Source organism: Salmonella sp. SAL04157 (assembly GCF_046551635.1).
GTDB classification, from domain to species: domain Bacteria; phylum Pseudomonadota; class Gammaproteobacteria; order Enterobacterales; family Enterobacteriaceae; genus Salmonella; species Salmonella enterica.
In genome coordinates, this window is record NZ_JBGDVS010000010.1 from 118034 (window position 1) to 136419 (window position 18386).

Genomic DNA, 18386 nt, shown 5'->3' on the forward strand with positions numbered 1-18386 from the left:
CATTGCCGGATGGCCGTCCTACAGGTGCGTATGTTGTTATTGTTGTTTAGGCTTACGACGCCCGTAGACCAGCCAGGTCAGCAGGACGCAAGCGATGTAAAACAGCAAAAAGATTTTCATGGCGCCCACCGGCGAGCCGGTCAATGCCAAAGAGGTGCCAAACGCTTTTGGAATAAAGAAGCCGCCCACAGCGCCAATAGCGGAGATAAACCCGAGCGCGGCGGCGGTATCCGTCACCGCTTCGCGCTGCGCCTGCTCATCGCTCCCGCCGCGCAGTTTGACGTTGTAGAGCGTGATCTGACGAAAGATCACCGCAATCATCTGGAAGGTAGAACCGCTGCCGAGACCCGCTGTCAAAAACAGGCCCATAAAAACAAGATAGAACGCGCTAAAGCTGCCTGCGCCGGATCCTGGCAGCGTGAGGAATAGCAGGGCGGTAAACAGCGCCATAAAGATAAAATTAATGAGCGTTACGCGAACGCCGCCGAATTTATCGGAGATCACGCCGCCTGCCGATCGCGCCAGCGCGCCGATAAAGGGGCCAAAGAACGCCAGTTGCAGAATGTTTACGTCGGGAAATTGCGTTTTGGCGAGCATGGCGAAACCTGCGGAAAAGCCGATGAATGACCCGAATGTCGCCAGGTACAGCAGGCTAAGCAGCCACAGGTGCAGGCGTTTTAGCACCGGCAATTGCGAGGCGACAGACGCTTTTGAACTGCCGATATCGTTCATACCAAACCAGGCGGCAAGTGTCGCGACAGCCAGTAACGGCACCCAGATCCAGGCGGCGTTAGTGAGGGCGAGCAGGGAGCCATCAGGTTGCGGTACGCCCCGGACGCCTAAAAAAGTAAATATCGGCAGAAAAATAACCAGCGGCGCAAGCAACTGCATCACACTGACGCCAAGATTTCCCAAGCCGCCGTTAATACCCAACGCGCTACCTTGTCTGGCTTTTGGAAAGAAAAAACTGATGTTGCCCATACTGGACGCGAAGTTTGCCCCCGCAAAACCGCACAACAGAGCGATGAGCATAAATACCCCGAAAGGGGTGGCGGGATTTTGCACGGCGAACCCCAGCCAGGCGCAGGGAATAATCAATATTACGGTACTTAATACGGTCCATTTACGGCCACCAAACAGTGGTACCATAAAGGAGTAGGGAACGCGTAATATTGCACCGGAAAGAGAAGGTAATGCGGTTAATAAAAAGAGTTGGTCGGTGGTAAAATTAAATCCAATTTTATTGAGGTTGACGGCAACAGCGCTAAACAACATCCAGACGCAAAATGCCAGAAGCAAACAACTTACTGAAATCCATAAGTTTCTTCTGGCGATGCCTTTCCCTTTATTCTCCCAGAAGGCTGGATTTTCGGGTCGCCAGTCACTCAAGAGATAACGGTTATAATTCTCGTTTTGTCGTGTCATTTTACCCCTCACATGCGCATATCATTTGAAAAAAACACAAAAAAGAGACAGAGCGTCACGCGCTCTTTTGAGAACTTATTGAAGTTTTTTTAGAATATTGAGTGAAAGAATAGATAAAAAACCAGGCCAGCGCGGCGCGAAGAAGAGATATGATGTTTCTTAATTGTTACTATTTGTAAATTAAAAGTGATTTTTATTAAATTATTTGTAACTTTACGCAAAGAGCTCAAGCGTAATCATCCGATCCAGATGGTATTTAAACGCGGGATCGGCCATTTCCGGAATACCCAGCACATACATACCGTCCAGCCCGCACACCAGTGCGATAAGCCGCCAGGCAATATCCGTGGCGTTAGCAGTAAACGTAAATTCTCCGGCCTGTTTGCCCTGCTCGATAATTGTGACCGTTTCCTCATGCCACATCTGCATCGTGAGGAGATAAGCATCTCTGATGTGCGGATCCCGGTCAGCCAGAATTTGCGCCTCTCGCCACAATTTTATGTAAGGCTCGAAGCCGCCGTCTTCGCTACCCAACATAGCGTGAAGCCGTGCACGCCAGGTGGCGGGCGGCGGAACTTGCCCGGCATCAAGCAGGGTACGGATCAAATGGACAAAGGCCAGCGCTTTGAGCTCGCCCGCTGAGCTAAAGTGGTGATGCACCTGTCCGGCGGCGACATCGGCTTCTGATGCGATACGTCGCACCGTCATGGCGGCAAACCCCTCTGCCAGCGCCACGCGCATCGCCGCTTGCAGGATCACTTCGCGGCGTTCATCCCGGTTAAGGTAACTCATATTTTCCCCACATTAGCCAATGCGCGCAGTGTAACAAAAAGCTGGACATTCGTTCAACTTACCGTAGGATCCTGAAACTGGACAAGTGTCCAAATTTGAGTTTTTGAAGGGAGATTTATGTTTCGTCAGTGGTTAACGTTAGTCATTATTGTGCTGGTCTATATTCCTGTCGCCATTGATGCCACGGTCTTGCATGTCGCCGCCCCAACACTGAGTATGACACTGGGGGCCAGCGGCAACGAGCTGCTGTGGATCATTGATATTTATTCTTTGGTTATGGCTGGCATGGTGTTGCCGATGGGCGCGCTTGGCGATCGTATCGGTTTTAAACGCCTGCTGATGCTGGGCGGGACGCTCTTTGGCCTGGCGTCACTGGCGGCAGCGTTTTCGCATACCGCCAGTTGGCTTATTGCCACCAGGGTATTACTGGCTATTGGCGCGGCGATGATTGTACCGGCGACGCTGGCCGGGATACGCGCCACCTTTTGTGAAGAGAAGCATCGCAACATGGCGCTGGGCGTCTGGGCAGCGGTAGGTTCGGGCGGAGCGGCGTTTGGGCCGCTCATCGGCGGCATATTATTAGAGCATTTTTACTGGGGATCGGTTTTCCTGATCAACGTGCCGATTGTGCTAGTCGTCATGGGCTTAACCGCCCGCTATGTTCCTCGCCAGGCGGGCCGTCGCGATCAACCGCTCAATCTTGGCCATGCGGTGATGCTGATTATTGCCATTTTGCTGTTGGTCTATAGCGCTAAAACCGCGCTGAAAGGGCATCTGTCGCTGTGGGTCATCTCGTTTACCCTGCTTACCGGCGCGCTGCTCCTGGGACTCTTTATCCGCACACAGCTTGCGACATCGCGTCCGATGATTGATATGCGACTATTTACCCATCGCATTATCCTGAGCGGCGTCGTGATGGCGATGACCGCGATGATCACTCTGGTGGGTTTTGAGCTGCTGATGGCGCAAGAGCTGCAGTTTGTTCACGGGCTATCGCCTTATGAGGCCGGGGTATTTATGCTGCCGGTGATGGTCGCCAGTGGATTCAGCGGGCCGATTGCGGGCGTGCTGGTCTCGCGTCTGGGACTACGGCTGGTCGCGACGGGCGGCATGGCGTTAAGCGCGCTGAGTTTTTATGGCCTGGCGATGACGGATTTCAGCACCCAACAATGGCAGGCCTGGGGGCTGATGGCGCTGCTGGGATTTAGCGCCGCCAGCGCATTGCTGGCTTCCACGTCGGCAATTATGGCCGCTGCGCCGGCAGAAAAAGCAGCGGCGGCCGGCGCGATAGAAACGATGGCTTATGAACTGGGCGCGGGACTGGGCATTGCCATTTTCGGTCTATTGTTAAGCCGTAGCTTCTCCGCGTCTATCCGTCTGCCTGCCGGGCTTGAGGCGCAAGAGATTGCCAGAGCGTCATCTTCAATGGGAGAAGCCGTGCAGTTGGCGAATAGCCTACCGCCCACGCAGGGGCAGGCAATACTGGACGCCGCCAGACATGCCTTTATCTGGTCGCATAGCGTGGCGTTAAGCAGCGCCGGGAGTATGCTTCTTTTGCTGGCGGTAGGGATGTGGTTCAGCCTGGCAAAAGCCCAACGCCGATAACATAACGCCTGGTGAGATAAGCGCTTAATGCGCTAGCTGGCAGGGGGAGTCCATTTCCTCAACCTCTTTACCGCTGAGGCGTGCGTATTGCCCCGTCAGTCGCCAGAAGGCAGGCTGGGTTTCGGTATAAATTTCCGCAGCCAGAATCAGCCGACGGCGATCAACTTCGTTCAGTTCCAGTAAGGTCCAGGGAATAAAATAGCGATCGGTATCGGTAAGCCGGAACCACAGCGGACACCCGCAGCCGGAACAGAAGTAGCGTTCGCCGCGCGAAGAGGATGAAAAGTATGGCGGTTCCGGGGAAAGGGGGGCTAGCTGTGGTTGCCCGCAGGCTTCCAGATACATGGCTATTCCACCCGACCATTTTTGACACAGCGTACAATGGCAGGCATAGACATCCAGCATTTCGACGTCAACGGTAAAATGGCTCTGTCCGCAAAGACAACGACCAGTGAACGTCTGCACGGCATACTCCTTATGACCGAGTCTACATCAAGAGAAAAAGCCAGCCCTGAAAGGACTGGCTTTGTATTCAGACTACAACAAAATTAGAACTGGTAGTTCAGACCAACAGCAACGATGTTGTCGGTAGACACTTTAGCCGCTTTGGTGAAGTCGCTGTCGTCCAGCAGGTTGATTTTGTAATCAACGAAGGTGGACATGTTTTTGTTGAAGTAGTAGGTAGCACCGACATCGATGTACTCAACCAGATCCTGGTCGCCGTAAGTACCCAGGTTTTTACCTTTGGATTTCAGGTAAGCGATGGACGGACGCAGACCGAAGTCGAACTGATACTGAGCAACCGCTTCGAAGTTCTGGGTTTTATTCGCGATAAACGCATCACCCGCTGCATCTTCACCGAAGGTGGTCATGTTCAGCGTTTCGGAGTAGGTGGTCGCCAGGTAGATGTTGTTCGCATCATATTTCAGACCAGCAGCCCAGACTTCAGCGTTTTTACCCGCAGCATTCAGGTTGCTCGCTGCTTTCACCTGGTTGTTAGTACGGTCAGACTTCGCATAGGCCGCACCTACGCCAAAACCTTCGTACTCATACGTTGCGGACAGACCGAAACCGTCGCCGTTAGACTCGTATGCGCCGTCACGGTCGTTTTTGCCCTGGTACTGCGCGGCAAAGTTCAGACCTTCAACCAGGCCAAAGAAGTCAGTGTTACGGTAGGTGGCAACACCAGTAGTACGGCCAGTCATGAAGACGTCAGTCTGAGTCCAGGTATCGCCACCAAACTCTGGCAGAACGTCGGTCCATGCACCGATGTCGTAAGCAACGCCGTAGTTACGACCGTAGTCGAAAGAACCGTAGTCAGCGAATTTCAGACCAGCAAACGCCAGACGGGTTTTGTCTTTGTCAGCGCCCTGGCTTTCAGTACGGTTGCCTTTGAATTCATATTCCCACTGGCCAAAACCGGTTAACTGATCGTTGATCTGCGTTTCGCCTTTAAAGCCCAGACGCGCGTAAGTTTTGTCACCATCACTTCCGTTATCATCAGAGAAATAATGCTGAGCGTGAACTTTACCGTACAGATCCAGTTTATTGCCGTCTTTGTTATATACCTCGGCTGCATTTACAACGCCTGCTGCCAACAGGGAAGTCACTGCCACTGCCACTAACTTAAGTTTCATTTTAATAATCCTTATAATTTTCTTAGCGTGTTTCCTCAACCATTGTTAAACGAGGCGTTTGTCAATGGCAGACTATTTTTAAATGACGGAGTGGCATAAGTTCAATAATAAGTTTCATAAGATTACAAATTATTTTAATTTGTGTGATCGAGATCTCCTTAATACATTTGAGAGTATTAATTTAAATAGGGACTGTCTAATAAGATATATTTTCGGAGGGGACTATTGGGCTGTTTATGGTTTTATTTTTGGTAGTAACGACTGATTATTATATGCACTAATACAGTTGCCAGCTAGCGTTAATTATATATTTGTTAATAAAATTATATCATCACATTAACATATTTAACGATTTTATAAAATCCGTATTTTTTACCAGCGCATCCTGGTATGGCGCAGGGGGAGCACGTGAAAATGAAAAATCGTCAAATACACACAGGCGATAGATAAAAGCGTAGTTGTGTTATGAAGAGTGTCAAGGTGCAGCGGGTCGATTTAATATCAACATCGGCCCGCCCGTCGTTATTAGCGCCGCCGCGTTGCCAGCCAACAAAGTAGCGAACCTACGCAAACCATGACTGCGCCTTGCCAGAAGGAGAATGACAGTGGTGAGCTGAGTAACAGCGCAGCCAGAGCAGAGGACATGACGGGGGTAAAATAAGACCCTACGGCCATGATAGTCACATTGCCATGAAGTATGCCCACATTCCATGCGGCGTAGGCAAACCCTAACGTTAATGCCGCGGTAAAAAGTTTAGCAATCACCGGTAGGCTAAATATCATGGCAGGTTGCGGCGTAAGAAAATAGTGGAACCACAGCGCCACGGCGGTGAGTAACACAAAGACGGTGATACCGTTAAAACCACGCGCATATTTATTGGTGACCGTGCAGTACGTCGCCCATATAAACGCCCCAAGAAATGCCAGTAAATAACTTAGCGGACTGGTGGCGACATTGCTGATAATTTCTCCTGGATTAAGACCATTCTCGCCCCCCAGAACCCAGCAAACGCCAGTAAGTGCAATAAGTAATCCAGGAACAATAAGCCAGTTAGTTTTTTGCCCATTAAAAAGAATGGCAAACAGAATGGTCAGGCTGGGCCATAAATAGTTAACCATGCCGACTTCGATAGCCTGATGGCGAGTGGCGGCATAACCGAGAGAAAGCGCCAGGCATATTTCATAACTGACAAACAGTACGCTGCCTGCGATGAGGTATCGCCCCGGGAAACGACGGATATCAGGTAATCCGACGGTAAAAATCAGCAGCAGGCCGCTTAATGAATAGATCATGGCTGCGCCGCCTACCGGTCCGAGACCTTCGCTGACGCCGCGAATTAACCCAACCATCGTGCTCCACAGAACGATGGCAACAAGCCCTATTAGCGTTGCTTTTTGTGATGTCATGCTTTGTGACTGTCCTGAATACCGCGCAAAATAAACTGCCACTTATAGCACTTTTTCCGAGGGCGATGCCATGCAGTGTCATTTTTTAGTACCTCCCTGGAGTTATTGCAGTTTAAAAATAGGGCTATTTAATAGCGGAACCGTTTCAATATTGATTTGACGCAAAAAAGTTATCGATTTTGCTGTTAGTTTCCTCGCGAAGTTATACGCGCATCCTGGACTGAGGTTTTGCTGCAGTTCGAAGGAGGCGTGCATTAGTGGAAAAAAGAGGAAAGCAATGGACGTCAGCCGCAGACAATTTTTTAAAATCTGCGCGGGCGGTATGGCGGGAACAACGGTGGCCGCACTGGGTTTTACCCCTAAAATGGCCCTGGCTCAGGCGCGAAACTATAAGCTGTTGCGCGCAAAAGAGATCCGTAACTCCTGCACATACTGTTCCGTAGGTTGCGGGCTATTAATGTATAGCCTGGGAGATGGGGCAAAAAACGCGAAAGAAGCGATTTACCATATTGAAGGCGACCCGGATCATCCGGTAAGCCGTGGCGCGCTGTGCCCGAAAGGGGCCGGTTTGCTGGATTATGTTCACAGTGAAGATCGCCTACGCTATCCGGAATACCGCGCGCCGGGTTCCGACAAGTGGCAGCGCATTAGCTGGGATGACGCTTTCACTCGTATTGCTAAATTAATGAAAGCCGACCGTGACGCCAACTTTATTGAAAAGAATGAGCAGGGCGTCACGGTTAACCGCTGGCTCTCTACCGGGATGCTGTGCGCCTCGGCGGCCAGCAATGAAACGGGTATGCTGACGCAGAAGTTTGCCCGTTCTCTCGGTATGCTGGCGGTAGATAACCAGGCGCGCGTCTGACACGGACCAACGGTAGCAAGTCTTGCTCCAACATTTGGTCGCGGTGCGATGACCAACCACTGGGTGGATATTAAAAACGCCAACGTCGTTATGGTGATGGGCGGCAATGCCGCAGAAGCGCATCCGGTGGGTTTCCGCTGGGCGATGGAAGCGAAAAACAATAACGATGCGACGCTGATTGTCGTTGATCCACGCTTTACACGTACGGCGTCGGTGGCGGATATCTATGCGCCAATACGTTCCGGTACAGACATTACCTTTCTGTCCGGCGTGTTGCTGTACCTGATCGAAAATAACAAAATCAACGCTGAGTACGTTAAGCATTACACCAACGCCAGCCTGCTGGTGCGGGATGATTTTGCCTTTGATGACGGTCTTTTCAGCGGCTATGACGCCCAAAAGCGTCAGTACGATAAATCCTCCTGGAACTACCAGTTCGATGAAAACGGCTATGCCAAACGTGATGAAACGTTGACGCACCCACGCTGTGTGTGGAATCTGCTGAAGCAGCACGTTTCGCGCTATACGCCGGACGTTGTGGAAAACATTTGCGGTACGCCGAAAGCGGACTTCCTGAAGGTGTGTGAGGTGTTGGCCTCTACCAGCGCTCCGGATCGCACTACGACCTTCCTGTATGCGCTGGGCTGGACGCAACATACCGTCGGGGCGCAGAACATCCGTACCATGGCGATGATCCAGTTGCTGCTCGGCAATATGGGGATGGCTGGCGGCGGTGTGAACGCCTTGCGCGGCCACTCTAATATTCAGGGCTTAACGGATTTAGGACTGCTCTCCACCAGCCTGCCGGGTTACCTGACGCTACCGTCAGAAAAACAGGCCGATCTGCAAACTTATCTGGCCGCGAATACCCCCAAAGCGACGCTGGCCGATCAGGTCAACTACTGGGGTAATTATCCTAAGTTCTTCGTCAGCCTGATGAAATCTTTCTATGGCGATGCGGCGCAGAAAGAGAATGACTGGGGCTTTGCCTGGCTGCCTAAGTGGGATCAGTCCTATGACGTGATCAAATATTTCAACATGATGGATAGCGGGAAAGTCACCGGCTATTTCTGTCAGGGCTTTAACCCGGTGGCGTCCTTCCCGGACAAAAACAAAGTGGTGCAAAGCTTAAGCAAACTGAAGTATCTGGTCGTTATCGATCCGCTGGTGACTGAAACGTCGACGTTCTGGCAGAACCACGGCGAATCTAATGATGTTGATCCGACAACGATTCAGACCGAAGTCTTCCGTCTGCCGTCTACCTGTTTTGCGGAAGAGGATGGCTCTATCGCTAACTCCGGTCGCTGGTTACAGTGGCACTGGAAAGGTCAGGACGCGCCGGGCGAAGCGCGTAACGACGGCGAGATTCTGGCCGGTATTTACCATCGTCTGCGTGAAATGTATCGCGCAGAAGGCGGTAAAGGCGCCGAGCCACTATTGAAGATGAGCTGGAACTACAAGCAGCCGGATGAACCGCATTCGGAAGAAGTGGCGAAAGAGAACAACGGCTATGCGCTGGAAGATCTCTATGACGCCAACGGTACACTGCTTGCCAGGAAAGGCCAGTTGTTGAGCAGTTTTGCATTACTGCGCGATGACGGTACGACATCCTCCTCCTGCTGGATTTATACCGGTAGCTGGACGGAGCAGGGCAACCAGATGTCCAGACGTGATAACGCCGACCCGTCAGGGCTTGGCAATACACTGGGTTGGGCGTGGGCGTGGCCGCTAAACCGTCGCGTATTGTATAACCGCGCTTCGGCGGATCCGCAGGGTAAACCGTGGGATCCAAAACGGATGCTGATCCAGTGGAACGGCGCGAAGTGGACAGGGAACGATATTCCGGACTTTAACAACGCGGCGCCGGGGAGCGGGACCAATCCGTTTATCATGCAGCCGGAAGGGCTGGGACGTCTGTTTGCTATTGATAAGATGGCGGAAGGACCGTTCCCTGAGCACTACGAGCCGATGGAAACGCCGCTGGGCACTAACCCGCTGCACCCGAATGTGGTCTCGAACCCGGCGGCGCGTCTGTATGAAGAAGATGCGCTGCGCATGGGTAAGAAGGAGCAGTTTCCGTACGTGGGCACGACTTACCGCCTCACAGAGCATTTCCATACCTGGACCAAACATGCGCTACTTAACGCTATCGCTCAGCCGGAACAGTTTGTGGAGATCAGTGAGACGCTGGCGGCAGCGAAAGGTATTGCTAACGGCGACTATGTGAAGGTGAGCAGTAAACGCGGGTTTATTCGCGCGGTCGCGGTGGTAACTCGTCGTCTTCGCACCCTGCATGTCAACGGTCAGCAGGTTGAAACGGTGGGGATCCCGATTCACTGGGGCTTTGAGGGTGTCGCGCGCAAAGGCTATATCGCCAATACTCTGACGCCAAATGTCGGTGATGCCAACTCGCAAACGCCGGAATACAAAGCGTTTTTAGTTAACATCGAGAAGGCGTAAGGGAGGCGAACATATGTCTATGGAAACGCAGGACATTATTAAACGGTCCGCAACAAACGCCATCACGCCGCCTCCACAGGCGCGTGATTACAAAGCCGAAGTCGCGAAACTGATCGACGTCTCCTCCTGTGTCGGCTGTAAAGCCTGCCAGGTAGCCTGTTCTGAATGGAACGATATTCGCGATAACGTTGGCCATTGTGTCGGGGTGTACGATAACCCTGCCGATCTCAGCGCCAAGTCCTGGACGGTGATGCGCTTTACCGAAACCGAGCAGAACGGCAAGCTGGAGTGGCTGATTCGTAAAGATGGTTGTATGCACTGTGAAGATCCAGGCTGTCTTAAAGCCTGTCCATCTGCCGGGGCTATCATCCAGTACGCGAACGGGATTGTTGATTTTCAATCTGAACACTGTATCGGCTGTGGTTACTGTATCGCCGGGTGTCCGTTTAATATTCCGCGCCTCAACAAAGAGGACAACCGCGTTTATAAATGTACGCTCTGCGTCGATCGCGTCAGCGTGGGCCAGGAACCGGCCTGCGTCAAAACTTGTCCGACCGGGGCTATTCATTTCGGCACCAAAAAAGAGATGCTGGAACTGGGTGAGCAACGCGTGGAGAAGTTAAAAGCGCGCGGCTTTGAACATGCCGGTATCTACAACCCGCAGGGCGTCGGCGGTACGCACGTCATGTATGTGCTGCACCATGCCAATCAGCCGGAGTTGTACCACGGCTTGCCGAAAGATCCGCAGATCGATACCTCAATCAATCTGTGGAAAGGGGCGCTAAAACCACTGGCCGCAGCGGGCTTTATCGCCACTTTCGCCGGTCTGATTTACCACTACATCGGTATTGGCCCGAATAAAGAAACGGACGACGATGAGGAGGATCATCATGAGTAAGTCGAAAATGATTGTGCGCACGAAATTTGTCGACCGCGCCTGTCACTGGACAGTGGTGATCTGCTTCTTCCTGGTAGCGCTGTCGGGGATTTCGTTTTTCTTCCCGACGCTACAATGGTTGACGCAAACTTTCGGCACGCCGCAGATGGGACGTATTTTGCACCCGTTCTTCGGTATTGCCATCTTCATCGCGCTGATGTTTATGTTCGTGCGTTTCGTCCACCACAACATCCCGGATAAAAAAGATATTCCGTGGCTGAAAAATATTGTCGAAGTATTGAAAGGCAATGAGCATAAGGTGGCGGATGTCGGCAAATACAATGCCGGACAGAAGATGATGTTCTGGTCCATTATGAGCATGATTTTTGTGCTGCTGGTGACTGGCGTGATTATCTGGCGTCCGTATTTCGCGCAGTATTTCCCCATGCAGGTGGTGCGTTATAGCCTGTTAATTCATGCGGCGGCGGGCATTATTTTAATGCACGCGATCCTCATCCATATGTATATGGCATTTTGGGTGAAAGGCTCGATTAAAGGCATGATCGAAGGGAAGGTCAGCCGTCGCTGGGCGAAGAAACATCATCCACGCTGGTATCGTGAAATCGAGAAGGCGGAAGCAAAAAAAGAGAGCGAAGAAGGTATTCAGTAATTCTTTTGCGATCTGATAAACAAGGCGCTATCCTCGTAGCGCCTTGTTTTCATCTGCTGTCTGTATACTCAGACGACCACAGCAAATCGTTTAACGACGGAAATCGATGACCATACGGCCACGAATTTGCCCTTGTTCCATCTCTTTAAAAATAACGTTGATATCTTCAAGCGGACGTAGAGCGACTTTTGGTACGACTTTTCCTTCCGCCGCGAACTGGAAGGCTTCGGTCAGATCCTGGCGTGTCCCCACCAACGAACCGACAACCTGAATGCCATCCAGTACCAGGCGAGGGATATCAAGGTTCATGGCTTCTGGCGGCAGCCCGACTGCCACCACGCGGCCTCCAGCGCGAACGGCATCTACTGCGGAATTAAACGCCGCCTTAGCGACCGCGGTAACCACCGCTGCGTGCGCGCCACCGGTTTTTTCCTGCACAATTTTAGCCGCATCTTCCGTACGTGAATTAATGGTCAGATCTGCGCCCATTTCCTCGGCCAGTTTCAGCTGTCCATCATTGACATCAATGGCGATCACTTTCGCATTGAAAACGTTTTTTGCGTACTGCAAGGCCAGATTACCCAGACCGCCCAGACCGTAGATGGCAATCCACTGGCCAGGTTTAATATGAGAAATCTTCACCGCTTTATACGTGGTAACGCCCGCGCAGGTAATACTACTTGCCGCCGCAGAGTCCAGACCTTCCGGTACTTTCACCGCATAATCCGCGACGACAATACACTCTTCGGCCATGCCGCCATCTACCGTGTAACCGGCATTTTTCACGTTGCGGCATAAGGTTTCATTGCCCGTATTGCAATACTCACAGTGTCCGCATCCTTCATAAAACCACGCGACACTCGCGCGATCGCCGGGTTTCAGCGAGGTGACACCAGGACCGACTTCCGCCACGACGCCAATGCCTTCGTGTCCCAGAATGACGCCGGTTTTGTCACCGAAATCTCCGTTTTTCACGTGTAGATCGGTATGGCATACGCCGCAGCACTCCATTTTTAGCAAAGCTTCACCGTGGCGAAGGGGACGCAGCGTTTTCTCAGTAACATCAACCTGATGATCTTGTGTGACAACAGCAGCTTTCATAACCTTCTCCTTTTATTAATAGTGAACTGCATAGCAGGTAATAGCAGGTAAGGTGCTATTACCTCTTTAGGATTAATATTTCTGATGAGTTATGCAAGGCGGCAGAAATACAATGTAATAGTTTAGCCAGGATTATCCTGATAAATCCCCGTTCAATACATAAAGGTGGCTAATATTAGTAGCTTGACAAATAAGCAGGGAAAGGAATTCAGGTGTGTCGACAGACTCGCCAAAACTAAAGAAGAAAGTGATATCCGGCGGCATTCACCGCCGGGTACGTATTAAATGGAAGTCCGACGGTAGTCGCGGTATTCCGGTTTCCAGAAGTTATCGTCAATCGCCTGTTGTAGCGCTTCCGCAGAGGTTTTCACCGCTACGCCTTGTTGCTGCGCCATTTTGCCTACGGCAAAAGCGATAGCGCGCGACACGACCTGGATGTCTTTAAGCGCTGGCAACACTAATCCTTCGCCGTTATTCACCAGCGGAGAATGTTTCGCCAGCGTCTCACTGGCTGACATCAGCATTTCATCAGTAATGCGCGATGCGCCGGAAGCGATAACCCCCAGACCGATGCCGGGGAAAATATAGGCGTTATTACATTGTGCGATCGGATAAACCTTATCTTTCCAGATGACCGGCGAGAATGGACTGCCGGTCGCCACCAGCGCGTTGCCTTCCGTCCAGGCGATAATGTCCTGTGGCGTGGCCTCCACGCGAGAGGTGGGATTAGAGAGCGGCATGACGATTGGGCGAGGGCAATGCTTATGCATCTCGCGGATGATCTCTTCAGTAAAGAGCCCGGTCTGGCCGGAAACCCCGATCAGAATATCCGGCTTCACGTTACGCACCACATCCAGCAGCGACAGCACGTCATTTTCGGTATCCCAGTGCTGGAGATTGTCGCATTTCTGCACCAGTTTTGCCTGGAACGGCAATAAATTAGGCATCCGGTCCGTCAACAGGCCGAAGCGATCGACCATAAAAACGTTCTGTCGAGCGGCATCTTCGCTTAAACCTTCACGCTGAGTCTGCGCGATGATCTGTTCAGCAATTCCACATCCGGCGGAACCCGCGCCGAGGAAAACGATTTTCTGCTCGCTAAGCTGACTGCCGGCAGCGCGGCTGGCGGCGATCAACGTACCGACGGTCACGGCTGCGGTGCCCTGAATATCATCGTTAAAGGAGCAAATCTCATCACGATAGCGCGTCAACAGCGGCATTGCGTTTTTCTGCGCGAAATCTTCGAACTGTAGCAGGATATCTGGCCAGCGCTGCTTAACGGCCTGAATAAACTCGTCGACAAACGCATAATACTCATCGTCGGTAATGCGCGGATGACGCCAGCCCATGTAAAGCGGATCGTTGAGTAACTGTTGATTGTTGGTGCCGACATCCAGCACAACGGGAAGGGTATAGGCCGGACTAATGCCGCCGCAGGCGGTGTATAATGACAGCTTACCGATAGGGATCCCCATCCCGCCGATGCCCTGATCGCCAAGCCCCAGAATCCGCTCGCCATCCGTCACCACAATAACTTTAATGTTGTGGTTAGGCACATTCTGCAAAATGTCGTCCATATTGTGACGGTTCGGATAAGAGATAAATACGCCGCGCGCCCGGCGATAAATCTCAGAGAAGCGCTCACAGGCCGCGCCCACGGTCGGGGTATAGATAACCGGCATCATCTCTTCAAGATGGTTTTGCACCAGTCGATAAAAGAGCGTTTCGTTGGTATCCTGGATGTTACGCAGGTAAATATGCTTATCGATTTCTGTTTTAAACCCCTGATACTGGAGCCAGGCGCGTTCGGCCTGTTCTTCAATCGACTCGACGACCTCCGGCAGCAGCCCTGACAAATTGAAGTTGCGGCGCTCTTCTACGCTAAAAGCGCTGCCTTTGTTTAACAGGGGGAATTCCAGCAATACAGGGCCAGCGTAAGGGATATAAAGGGAACGTGCTTTCTTGGTTGTAGTTTCCATGTTACTCACTCTTTTTCGAATAACTGTCCCTGGCACCGTCGTTTATCATCATATATTGCCTTCCACCAGGGAACCGACCCTGAGTATAAAGCATTGTGAGACGTTAAGGTCATTCCTATAAACAAAAACACCATTGCAGATGCAATGGTGTTTAACGTCATTTCAGGACTGTACGATTACTTTTGGCTATCGGCGCGGCGCTTTCTGCCGGTTGGGTTATTCACCACGCTGCTGGTGTCGCCTTCAGTAACAACCTTACGCTGGTTGGAAATTCTGTAATCCAGTCCAAGTATATGACGAGCCTGACGGTTCGATTTCATGTTAACTCCTCAATCCTGTTGCTAGTTTTAAGGACAAATTCGCTTACGCGAAAGAAACGTAACCCCTAAGGTTGCCGATACAGCATAGCAGGTTTTACAGAGTCGGGTGCTGCCCGCTTACCACATAGTTGATGGTCTGCTGGTAGATGTCACTGAGGATGTCATTGTCGGAAGCCTCAACCCATTTGGTCAGCTCCATTAAAATATCATCTTCAGTGACAACGCCTAACTCCGCGCGTAATCCTTGTTCAATCGCGTTGACCAGGGCCGGTTGTGCTGCTGAAGTATTTGCTGAGTGATAAGTAAACATATAATGCCTCCGTGAACATGTATTTATTTAGTACGGCTCGCAGAAAATTAATTCTTATTCAGCATGGCAAATATTTTTGCGGCTGTGGTTAAGATTAGTCCTGGAGTTATTTTAACGCAAGGCGGAACTCTAATTGTTTACCCCAGAAGAAAATATATTACGTTTGCCAATTACATATCCTCATACAAATAGTGGTCAATTAATATACATTTAAAAGGCTAGTTATTGCGATTTTTATCTTTTATTACAACGAGATAAGACAAATCTTAATTTGAATAAAAATATACATAGTGGAATACGCTTCCGGAAGAAAACGTAAGGATAAAAGGAGGGATATATTCTTTAAAGAAAGGGAGGCCTGTTGATTTAATATCCATCACTGAAAAAGCATACAACTATTTTCTATATCTGAAGTGCGGGTAATTGACAACATGCTACATCCATCGGCATGGACAACGCAGATTAGCAGCATGGTCTATACTTTATTTTTTGAGCCAACAGGAGAGCAAAAATGACAATCCATAAGAAAGGTCAGGCACACTGGGAAGGCGACATCAAACGGGGTAAAGGTACCGTATCAACAGAAAGCGGCGTGCTTAATCAACAACCGTATGGATTCAATACCCGGTTCGAAGGCGCGCAGGGGACCAACCCGGAAGAGTTAATTGGCGCCGCACATGCGGCCTGTTTCTCCATGGCACTATCACTCATGCTGGGAGAGGCTGGATTTACGCCGACATCCATTGACACCACCGCTGACGTATCGCTTGATAAGGTGGAGGCGGGCTTCGCCATTACCAAAATTGCGCTACAAAGCAAAGTCGCGGTAGCAGATATTGATGCTTCAACTTTCGATCAAATCATCCAGAAAGCAAAAGCCGGGTGCCCGGTATCGCAGGTTCTGAATGCGGAAATCACCCTCGACTACCAGCTTAACGCCTGATAACTCCGCCAGCCCGGTAACGACTCTTGTTTATCGGGCTGTTGAATATCGCTTTTTCTCCCTCTCTCATTTTCTTCACGCTATCGGGCGTTAAAAGTACACGGAGCGAATGAAAAAGTATCAGACGTCAGGAACCTCGAGAAGCGTCTTCTTACCGTGTCTTTGTTGGTATTCATTACAGGTGTTAATCATTTTCTTTGCAGCTCCTTTTAGTAAAGAAAGCATTAAATCATCATAATCAACGTAGAATCTGGTTGTTTCGGTTTCCGTTTTTATCTCCCCAATTGCTGCTATTTCAGTGGCTAATTTCAATTTTGCCGCATCGATATCTTTATTCGCTTGTTTCACTGTAGCCGATAAGCTAGTAAAGAAATTTTGCACTGCTTTTAGCCTGTTATTCAATTCTGGAATCAATTTCCCTTCAATCACGCCCGCAGCAATAGAATAGGAAATAATTAATCCAAATGGACCGGCGACTATGCCTGCAGCAGCACCGGCATAAGCTTCCTTACGAATTCTATCCACCTGTGACTGGAAATAACTACTTTTTTCCGAGAAATCATTGGTTAACTGGCTATCTAATGCCAGCAGTTTTCCGGAAGCGTTGTTGAAACTTTGTGAACTTGCCAGGAGAGATTTTTGCGCTTCATTCAGTTTATTGACGCCATCATCTAATATCCTGATGAGAATATCTTTCTGGGCTGATGCTTTTTTCTCATTATATTCATTAAATAGTAAAATATACGCTGAGAGTAACTGCGTCACGACACCACACCATTCATAAACAGTTTGTGTCGCTTCAAAATACTTGTCCTGGCTGTCCATAAGCAAAACTTTAATATCACCGACTAAAACAGAAGCTTCCTGCGAGTACTCCTGTTTAAAACGGCTTAACTCTTTTATGGTTTCATCAAAGGTCTTCCAGGGGATGACCTGGTCGAGGTATTTGTTATAAAAATCTAATGCCCCATCTGCGGTTTCGATCGCGCTTTTAACTACCTCTACAGTTTGTTCTGCAAATATTCCAGTCATAATTATTTGCCTCTTTAAATATATAAATTGCAATTAAGCCATTGTTTTATAACTTATTTCTACCTATTACCTCCAGACAGCTTTTGTAGCTTAAGTTAACATTCCAGAAGCTGGAAATACTGCCAACTGCCTGCTTATCTACGCAGGGTACGATTACTCTGCTGCATTTTCTCCAGAATACGACCAAAAGAAACTGTTTTGCTTCCTACTTTCACCATACCATCTTCCGGTAAGTAGCTAAATTTGACGTACAGTATATTGTTGCTGGTTTTATCTTTTGGCTTCATAGCCAAAATAGCTTGTTGTAATGCTTTTAGGTCGGCGGGGATTCCCACCGCATCGGTGATATCGGTACCGGGCACAAATTTCGATACCTGATCAACAGTTTGAGTCAATATATCTTGCAGCGGAAATAAGCCGGTAAAACGTTGTTTGGGTTTATATTTTGTCACTCCCATATAAATGTCAGGTAGACCTTTAATGTGGTTTTCAATACTGCGAGTTTTATTTTGCAACATAAATTCGCTAATCTCTACCGGAGAGCCGATCAATACCAGCGGTTTCACTCCTGCACCTTTTTCGGAAAAGAGATAGTTGTTATTGCTGCTTTTTACTGCTTTCTGCAACTCGCCACGATCCATGATTAAGCTGTAATATTTACCCTCTTTCACAACAGGTTTGGGTTCACGCCACATATTGATATCGCTAGCTTGTGCTAAACTGGATGCCATCATGTAACCGAAAAACGCCAATGTTACGGATAGTTTCATTAACTTTACCTTTTAATTAGCCAAAAAAATAGCACTCGTAAAAAGTATAAAGCCGTGGTTACAACAAAACTTAAACGCCGCTCACTTCACCGATAAGCATTTATTTATCTTAATAATGTAAATTACCCTTCCAATAATGCCTGAATTATTACCCTTTGGATTCAACTGCTTGCAGTTATAGTGCTAAATAACA

Annotated in this window: 16 protein-coding genes; 5 read left to right on the forward strand and 11 right to left on the reverse strand. The window is 49.8% G+C overall.

Annotated elements, in window-relative coordinates; genetic code table 11:
* Positions 1-36: 36 nt before the first annotated feature.
* Positions 37-1425: a NarK family nitrate/nitrite MFS transporter gene (locus ACLJRE_RS19010; protein ID WP_023207800.1), complete on the reverse strand. Its 1389-nt coding sequence runs from the start codon at positions 1423-1425 to the stop codon at positions 37-39.
* A gap of 213 nt (positions 1426-1638) precedes the next feature.
* Positions 1639-2217 carry a TetR family transcriptional regulator gene (locus ACLJRE_RS19015; RefSeq protein WP_000121044.1) on the reverse strand — a complete coding sequence of 193 codons (579 nt, stop codon included), beginning with the start codon at positions 2215-2217 and terminating at the stop codon, positions 1639-1641.
* A gap of 117 nt (positions 2218-2334) precedes the next feature.
* Here ACLJRE_RS19015 and smvA point away from each other — a divergent pair, with 117 nt between their 5' ends.
* A complete protein-coding gene (gene smvA, locus ACLJRE_RS19020; protein WP_000489731.1) occupies positions 2335-3822 on the forward strand; it encodes a methyl viologen efflux MFS transporter SmvA in 1488 nt (495 codons plus the stop codon).
* Between the two features lie 24 nt (positions 3823-3846).
* On the opposite strand, the gene ACLJRE_RS19025 is transcribed toward smvA, so the two are convergent.
* From ACLJRE_RS19025 to yddG, 3 genes are all read right to left on the reverse strand, one after another.
* Positions 3847-4227, reverse strand: coding sequence for a GFA family protein (locus ACLJRE_RS19025; protein ID WP_014343841.1), 381 nt, complete (start codon positions 4225-4227; stop codon positions 3847-3849).
* 143 nt (positions 4228-4370) lie between these two features.
* Positions 4371-5459 (reverse strand): porin OmpD, encoded by a 1089-nt coding sequence (gene ompD / locus ACLJRE_RS19030; protein ID WP_000769035.1) that lies wholly within the window; start codon positions 5457-5459, stop codon positions 4371-4373.
* Between the two features lie 525 nt (positions 5460-5984).
* Complete coding sequence (yddG, locus tag ACLJRE_RS19035) at positions 5985-6866, reverse strand: aromatic amino acid efflux DMT transporter YddG (protein WP_000203795.1); 882 nt, start codon at positions 6864-6866, stop codon at positions 5985-5987.
* A 277-nt stretch (positions 6867-7143) separates the two neighbouring features.
* Here yddG and fdnG point away from each other — a divergent pair, with 277 nt between their 5' ends.
* Genes fdnG through fdnI form a run of 3 tightly spaced genes read left to right on the forward strand, consistent with a single transcriptional unit; the run spans position 7144 to position 11738 of the window.
* Positions 7144-10191: a formate dehydrogenase-N subunit alpha gene (fdnG, locus tag ACLJRE_RS19040; protein ID WP_001574320.1), complete on the forward strand. Its 3048-nt coding sequence runs from the start codon at positions 7144-7146 to the stop codon at positions 10189-10191.
* Positions 10192-10204: 13 nt separating this feature from the next.
* Complete coding sequence (gene fdxH / locus ACLJRE_RS19045) at positions 10205-11089, forward strand: formate dehydrogenase subunit beta (RefSeq protein ID WP_000061599.1); 885 nt, start codon at positions 10205-10207, stop codon at positions 11087-11089.
* On the forward strand, positions 11082-11738 hold the full coding sequence (gene fdnI / locus ACLJRE_RS19050; RefSeq protein ID WP_000045657.1) for a formate dehydrogenase-N subunit gamma: 657 nt from the start codon (positions 11082-11084) through the stop codon (positions 11736-11738). Before fdxH ends, fdnI begins: the two co-directional genes overlap by 8 nt.
* Before the next feature lie 90 nt (positions 11739-11828).
* Here the strand turns inward: fdnI and adhP are convergent, their stop codons facing one another.
* The 4 genes from adhP to bdm all read right to left on the reverse strand — a co-directional run bounded on the left by adhP (position 11829) and on the right by bdm (position 15448).
* Positions 11829-12839 (reverse strand): alcohol dehydrogenase AdhP, encoded by a 1011-nt coding sequence (gene adhP, locus ACLJRE_RS19055; protein ID WP_000642447.1) that lies wholly within the window; start codon positions 12837-12839, stop codon positions 11829-11831.
* Between the two features lie 281 nt (positions 12840-13120).
* Positions 13121-14818 carry an NAD-dependent malic enzyme gene (locus tag ACLJRE_RS19060; RefSeq protein WP_000450511.1) on the reverse strand — a complete coding sequence of 566 codons (1698 nt, stop codon included), beginning with the start codon at positions 14816-14818 and terminating at the stop codon, positions 13121-13123.
* A gap of 176 nt (positions 14819-14994) precedes the next feature.
* Positions 14995-15138: a stationary-phase-induced ribosome-associated protein gene (sra, locus tag ACLJRE_RS19065; protein WP_000841559.1), complete on the reverse strand. Its 144-nt coding sequence runs from the start codon at positions 15136-15138 to the stop codon at positions 14995-14997.
* Between the two features lie 94 nt (positions 15139-15232).
* Positions 15233-15448, reverse strand: coding sequence for a biofilm-dependent modulation protein (bdm, locus tag ACLJRE_RS19070; RefSeq protein WP_000495700.1), 216 nt, complete (start codon positions 15446-15448; stop codon positions 15233-15235).
* Positions 15449-15959: 511 nt separating this feature from the next.
* Between bdm and ACLJRE_RS19075 the strand changes: the two genes are divergently transcribed.
* Complete coding sequence (locus tag ACLJRE_RS19075) at positions 15960-16391, forward strand: OsmC family protein (protein ID WP_000152297.1); 432 nt, start codon at positions 15960-15962, stop codon at positions 16389-16391.
* Positions 16392-16511: 120 nt separating this feature from the next.
* Here ACLJRE_RS19075 and hlyE read toward each other — a convergent pair whose 3' ends face one another.
* Positions 16512-17423 (reverse strand): hemolysin HlyE, encoded by a 912-nt coding sequence (hlyE, locus tag ACLJRE_RS19080; RefSeq protein ID WP_023212394.1) that lies wholly within the window; start codon positions 17421-17423, stop codon positions 16512-16514.
* Positions 17424-17557: 134 nt separating this feature from the next.
* Positions 17558-18193, reverse strand: coding sequence for a hypothetical protein (locus tag ACLJRE_RS19085; RefSeq protein ID WP_000778346.1), 636 nt, complete (start codon positions 18191-18193; stop codon positions 17558-17560).
* Positions 18194-18386: the final 193 nt, after the last annotated feature.

Excerpts from the sequence above, each read along its gene's own strand:
- sra (WP_000841559.1), bottom strand. The coding sequence starts at position 15,138 with ATGAAATCGAACCGTCAGGCTCGTCATATACTTGGACTGGATTACAGA.
- fdxH (WP_000061599.1), top strand. The coding sequence starts at position 10,205 with ATGTCTATGGAAACGCAGGACATTATTAAACGGTCCGCAACAAACGCC.
- yddG (WP_000203795.1), bottom strand. The coding sequence starts at position 6,866 with ATGACATCACAAAAAGCAACGCTAATAGGGCTTGTTGCCATCGTTCTG.
- ACLJRE_RS19085 (WP_000778346.1), bottom strand. The coding sequence starts at position 18,193 with ATGAAACTATCCGTAACATTGGCGTTTTTCGGTTACATGATGGCATCC.
- bdm (WP_000495700.1), bottom strand. The coding sequence starts at position 15,448 with ATGTTTACTTATCACTCAGCAAATACTTCAGCAGCACAACCGGCCCTG.
- smvA (WP_000489731.1), top strand. The coding sequence starts at position 2,335 with ATGTTTCGTCAGTGGTTAACGTTAGTCATTATTGTGCTGGTCTATATT.
- ompD (WP_000769035.1), bottom strand. The coding sequence starts at position 5,459 with ATGAAACTTAAGTTAGTGGCAGTGGCAGTGACTTCCCTGTTGGCAGCA.
- adhP (WP_000642447.1), bottom strand. The coding sequence starts at position 12,839 with ATGAAAGCTGCTGTTGTCACACAAGATCATCAGGTTGATGTTACTGAG.
- ACLJRE_RS19015 (WP_000121044.1), bottom strand. The coding sequence starts at position 2,217 with ATGAGTTACCTTAACCGGGATGAACGCCGCGAAGTGATCCTGCAAGCG.
- hlyE (WP_023212394.1), bottom strand. The coding sequence starts at position 17,423 with ATGACTGGAATATTTGCAGAACAAACTGTAGAGGTAGTTAAAAGCGCG.
- ACLJRE_RS19075 (WP_000152297.1), top strand. The coding sequence starts at position 15,960 with ATGACAATCCATAAGAAAGGTCAGGCACACTGGGAAGGCGACATCAAA.
- ACLJRE_RS19010 (WP_023207800.1), bottom strand. The coding sequence starts at position 1,425 with ATGACACGACAAAACGAGAATTATAACCGTTATCTCTTGAGTGACTGG.
- ACLJRE_RS19060 (WP_000450511.1), bottom strand. The coding sequence starts at position 14,818 with ATGGAAACTACAACCAAGAAAGCACGTTCCCTTTATATCCCTTACGCT.
- fdnI (WP_000045657.1), top strand. The coding sequence starts at position 11,082 with ATGAGTAAGTCGAAAATGATTGTGCGCACGAAATTTGTCGACCGCGCC.
- ACLJRE_RS19025 (WP_014343841.1), bottom strand. The coding sequence starts at position 4,227 with ATGCTGGATGTCTATGCCTGCCATTGTACGCTGTGTCAAAAATGGTCG.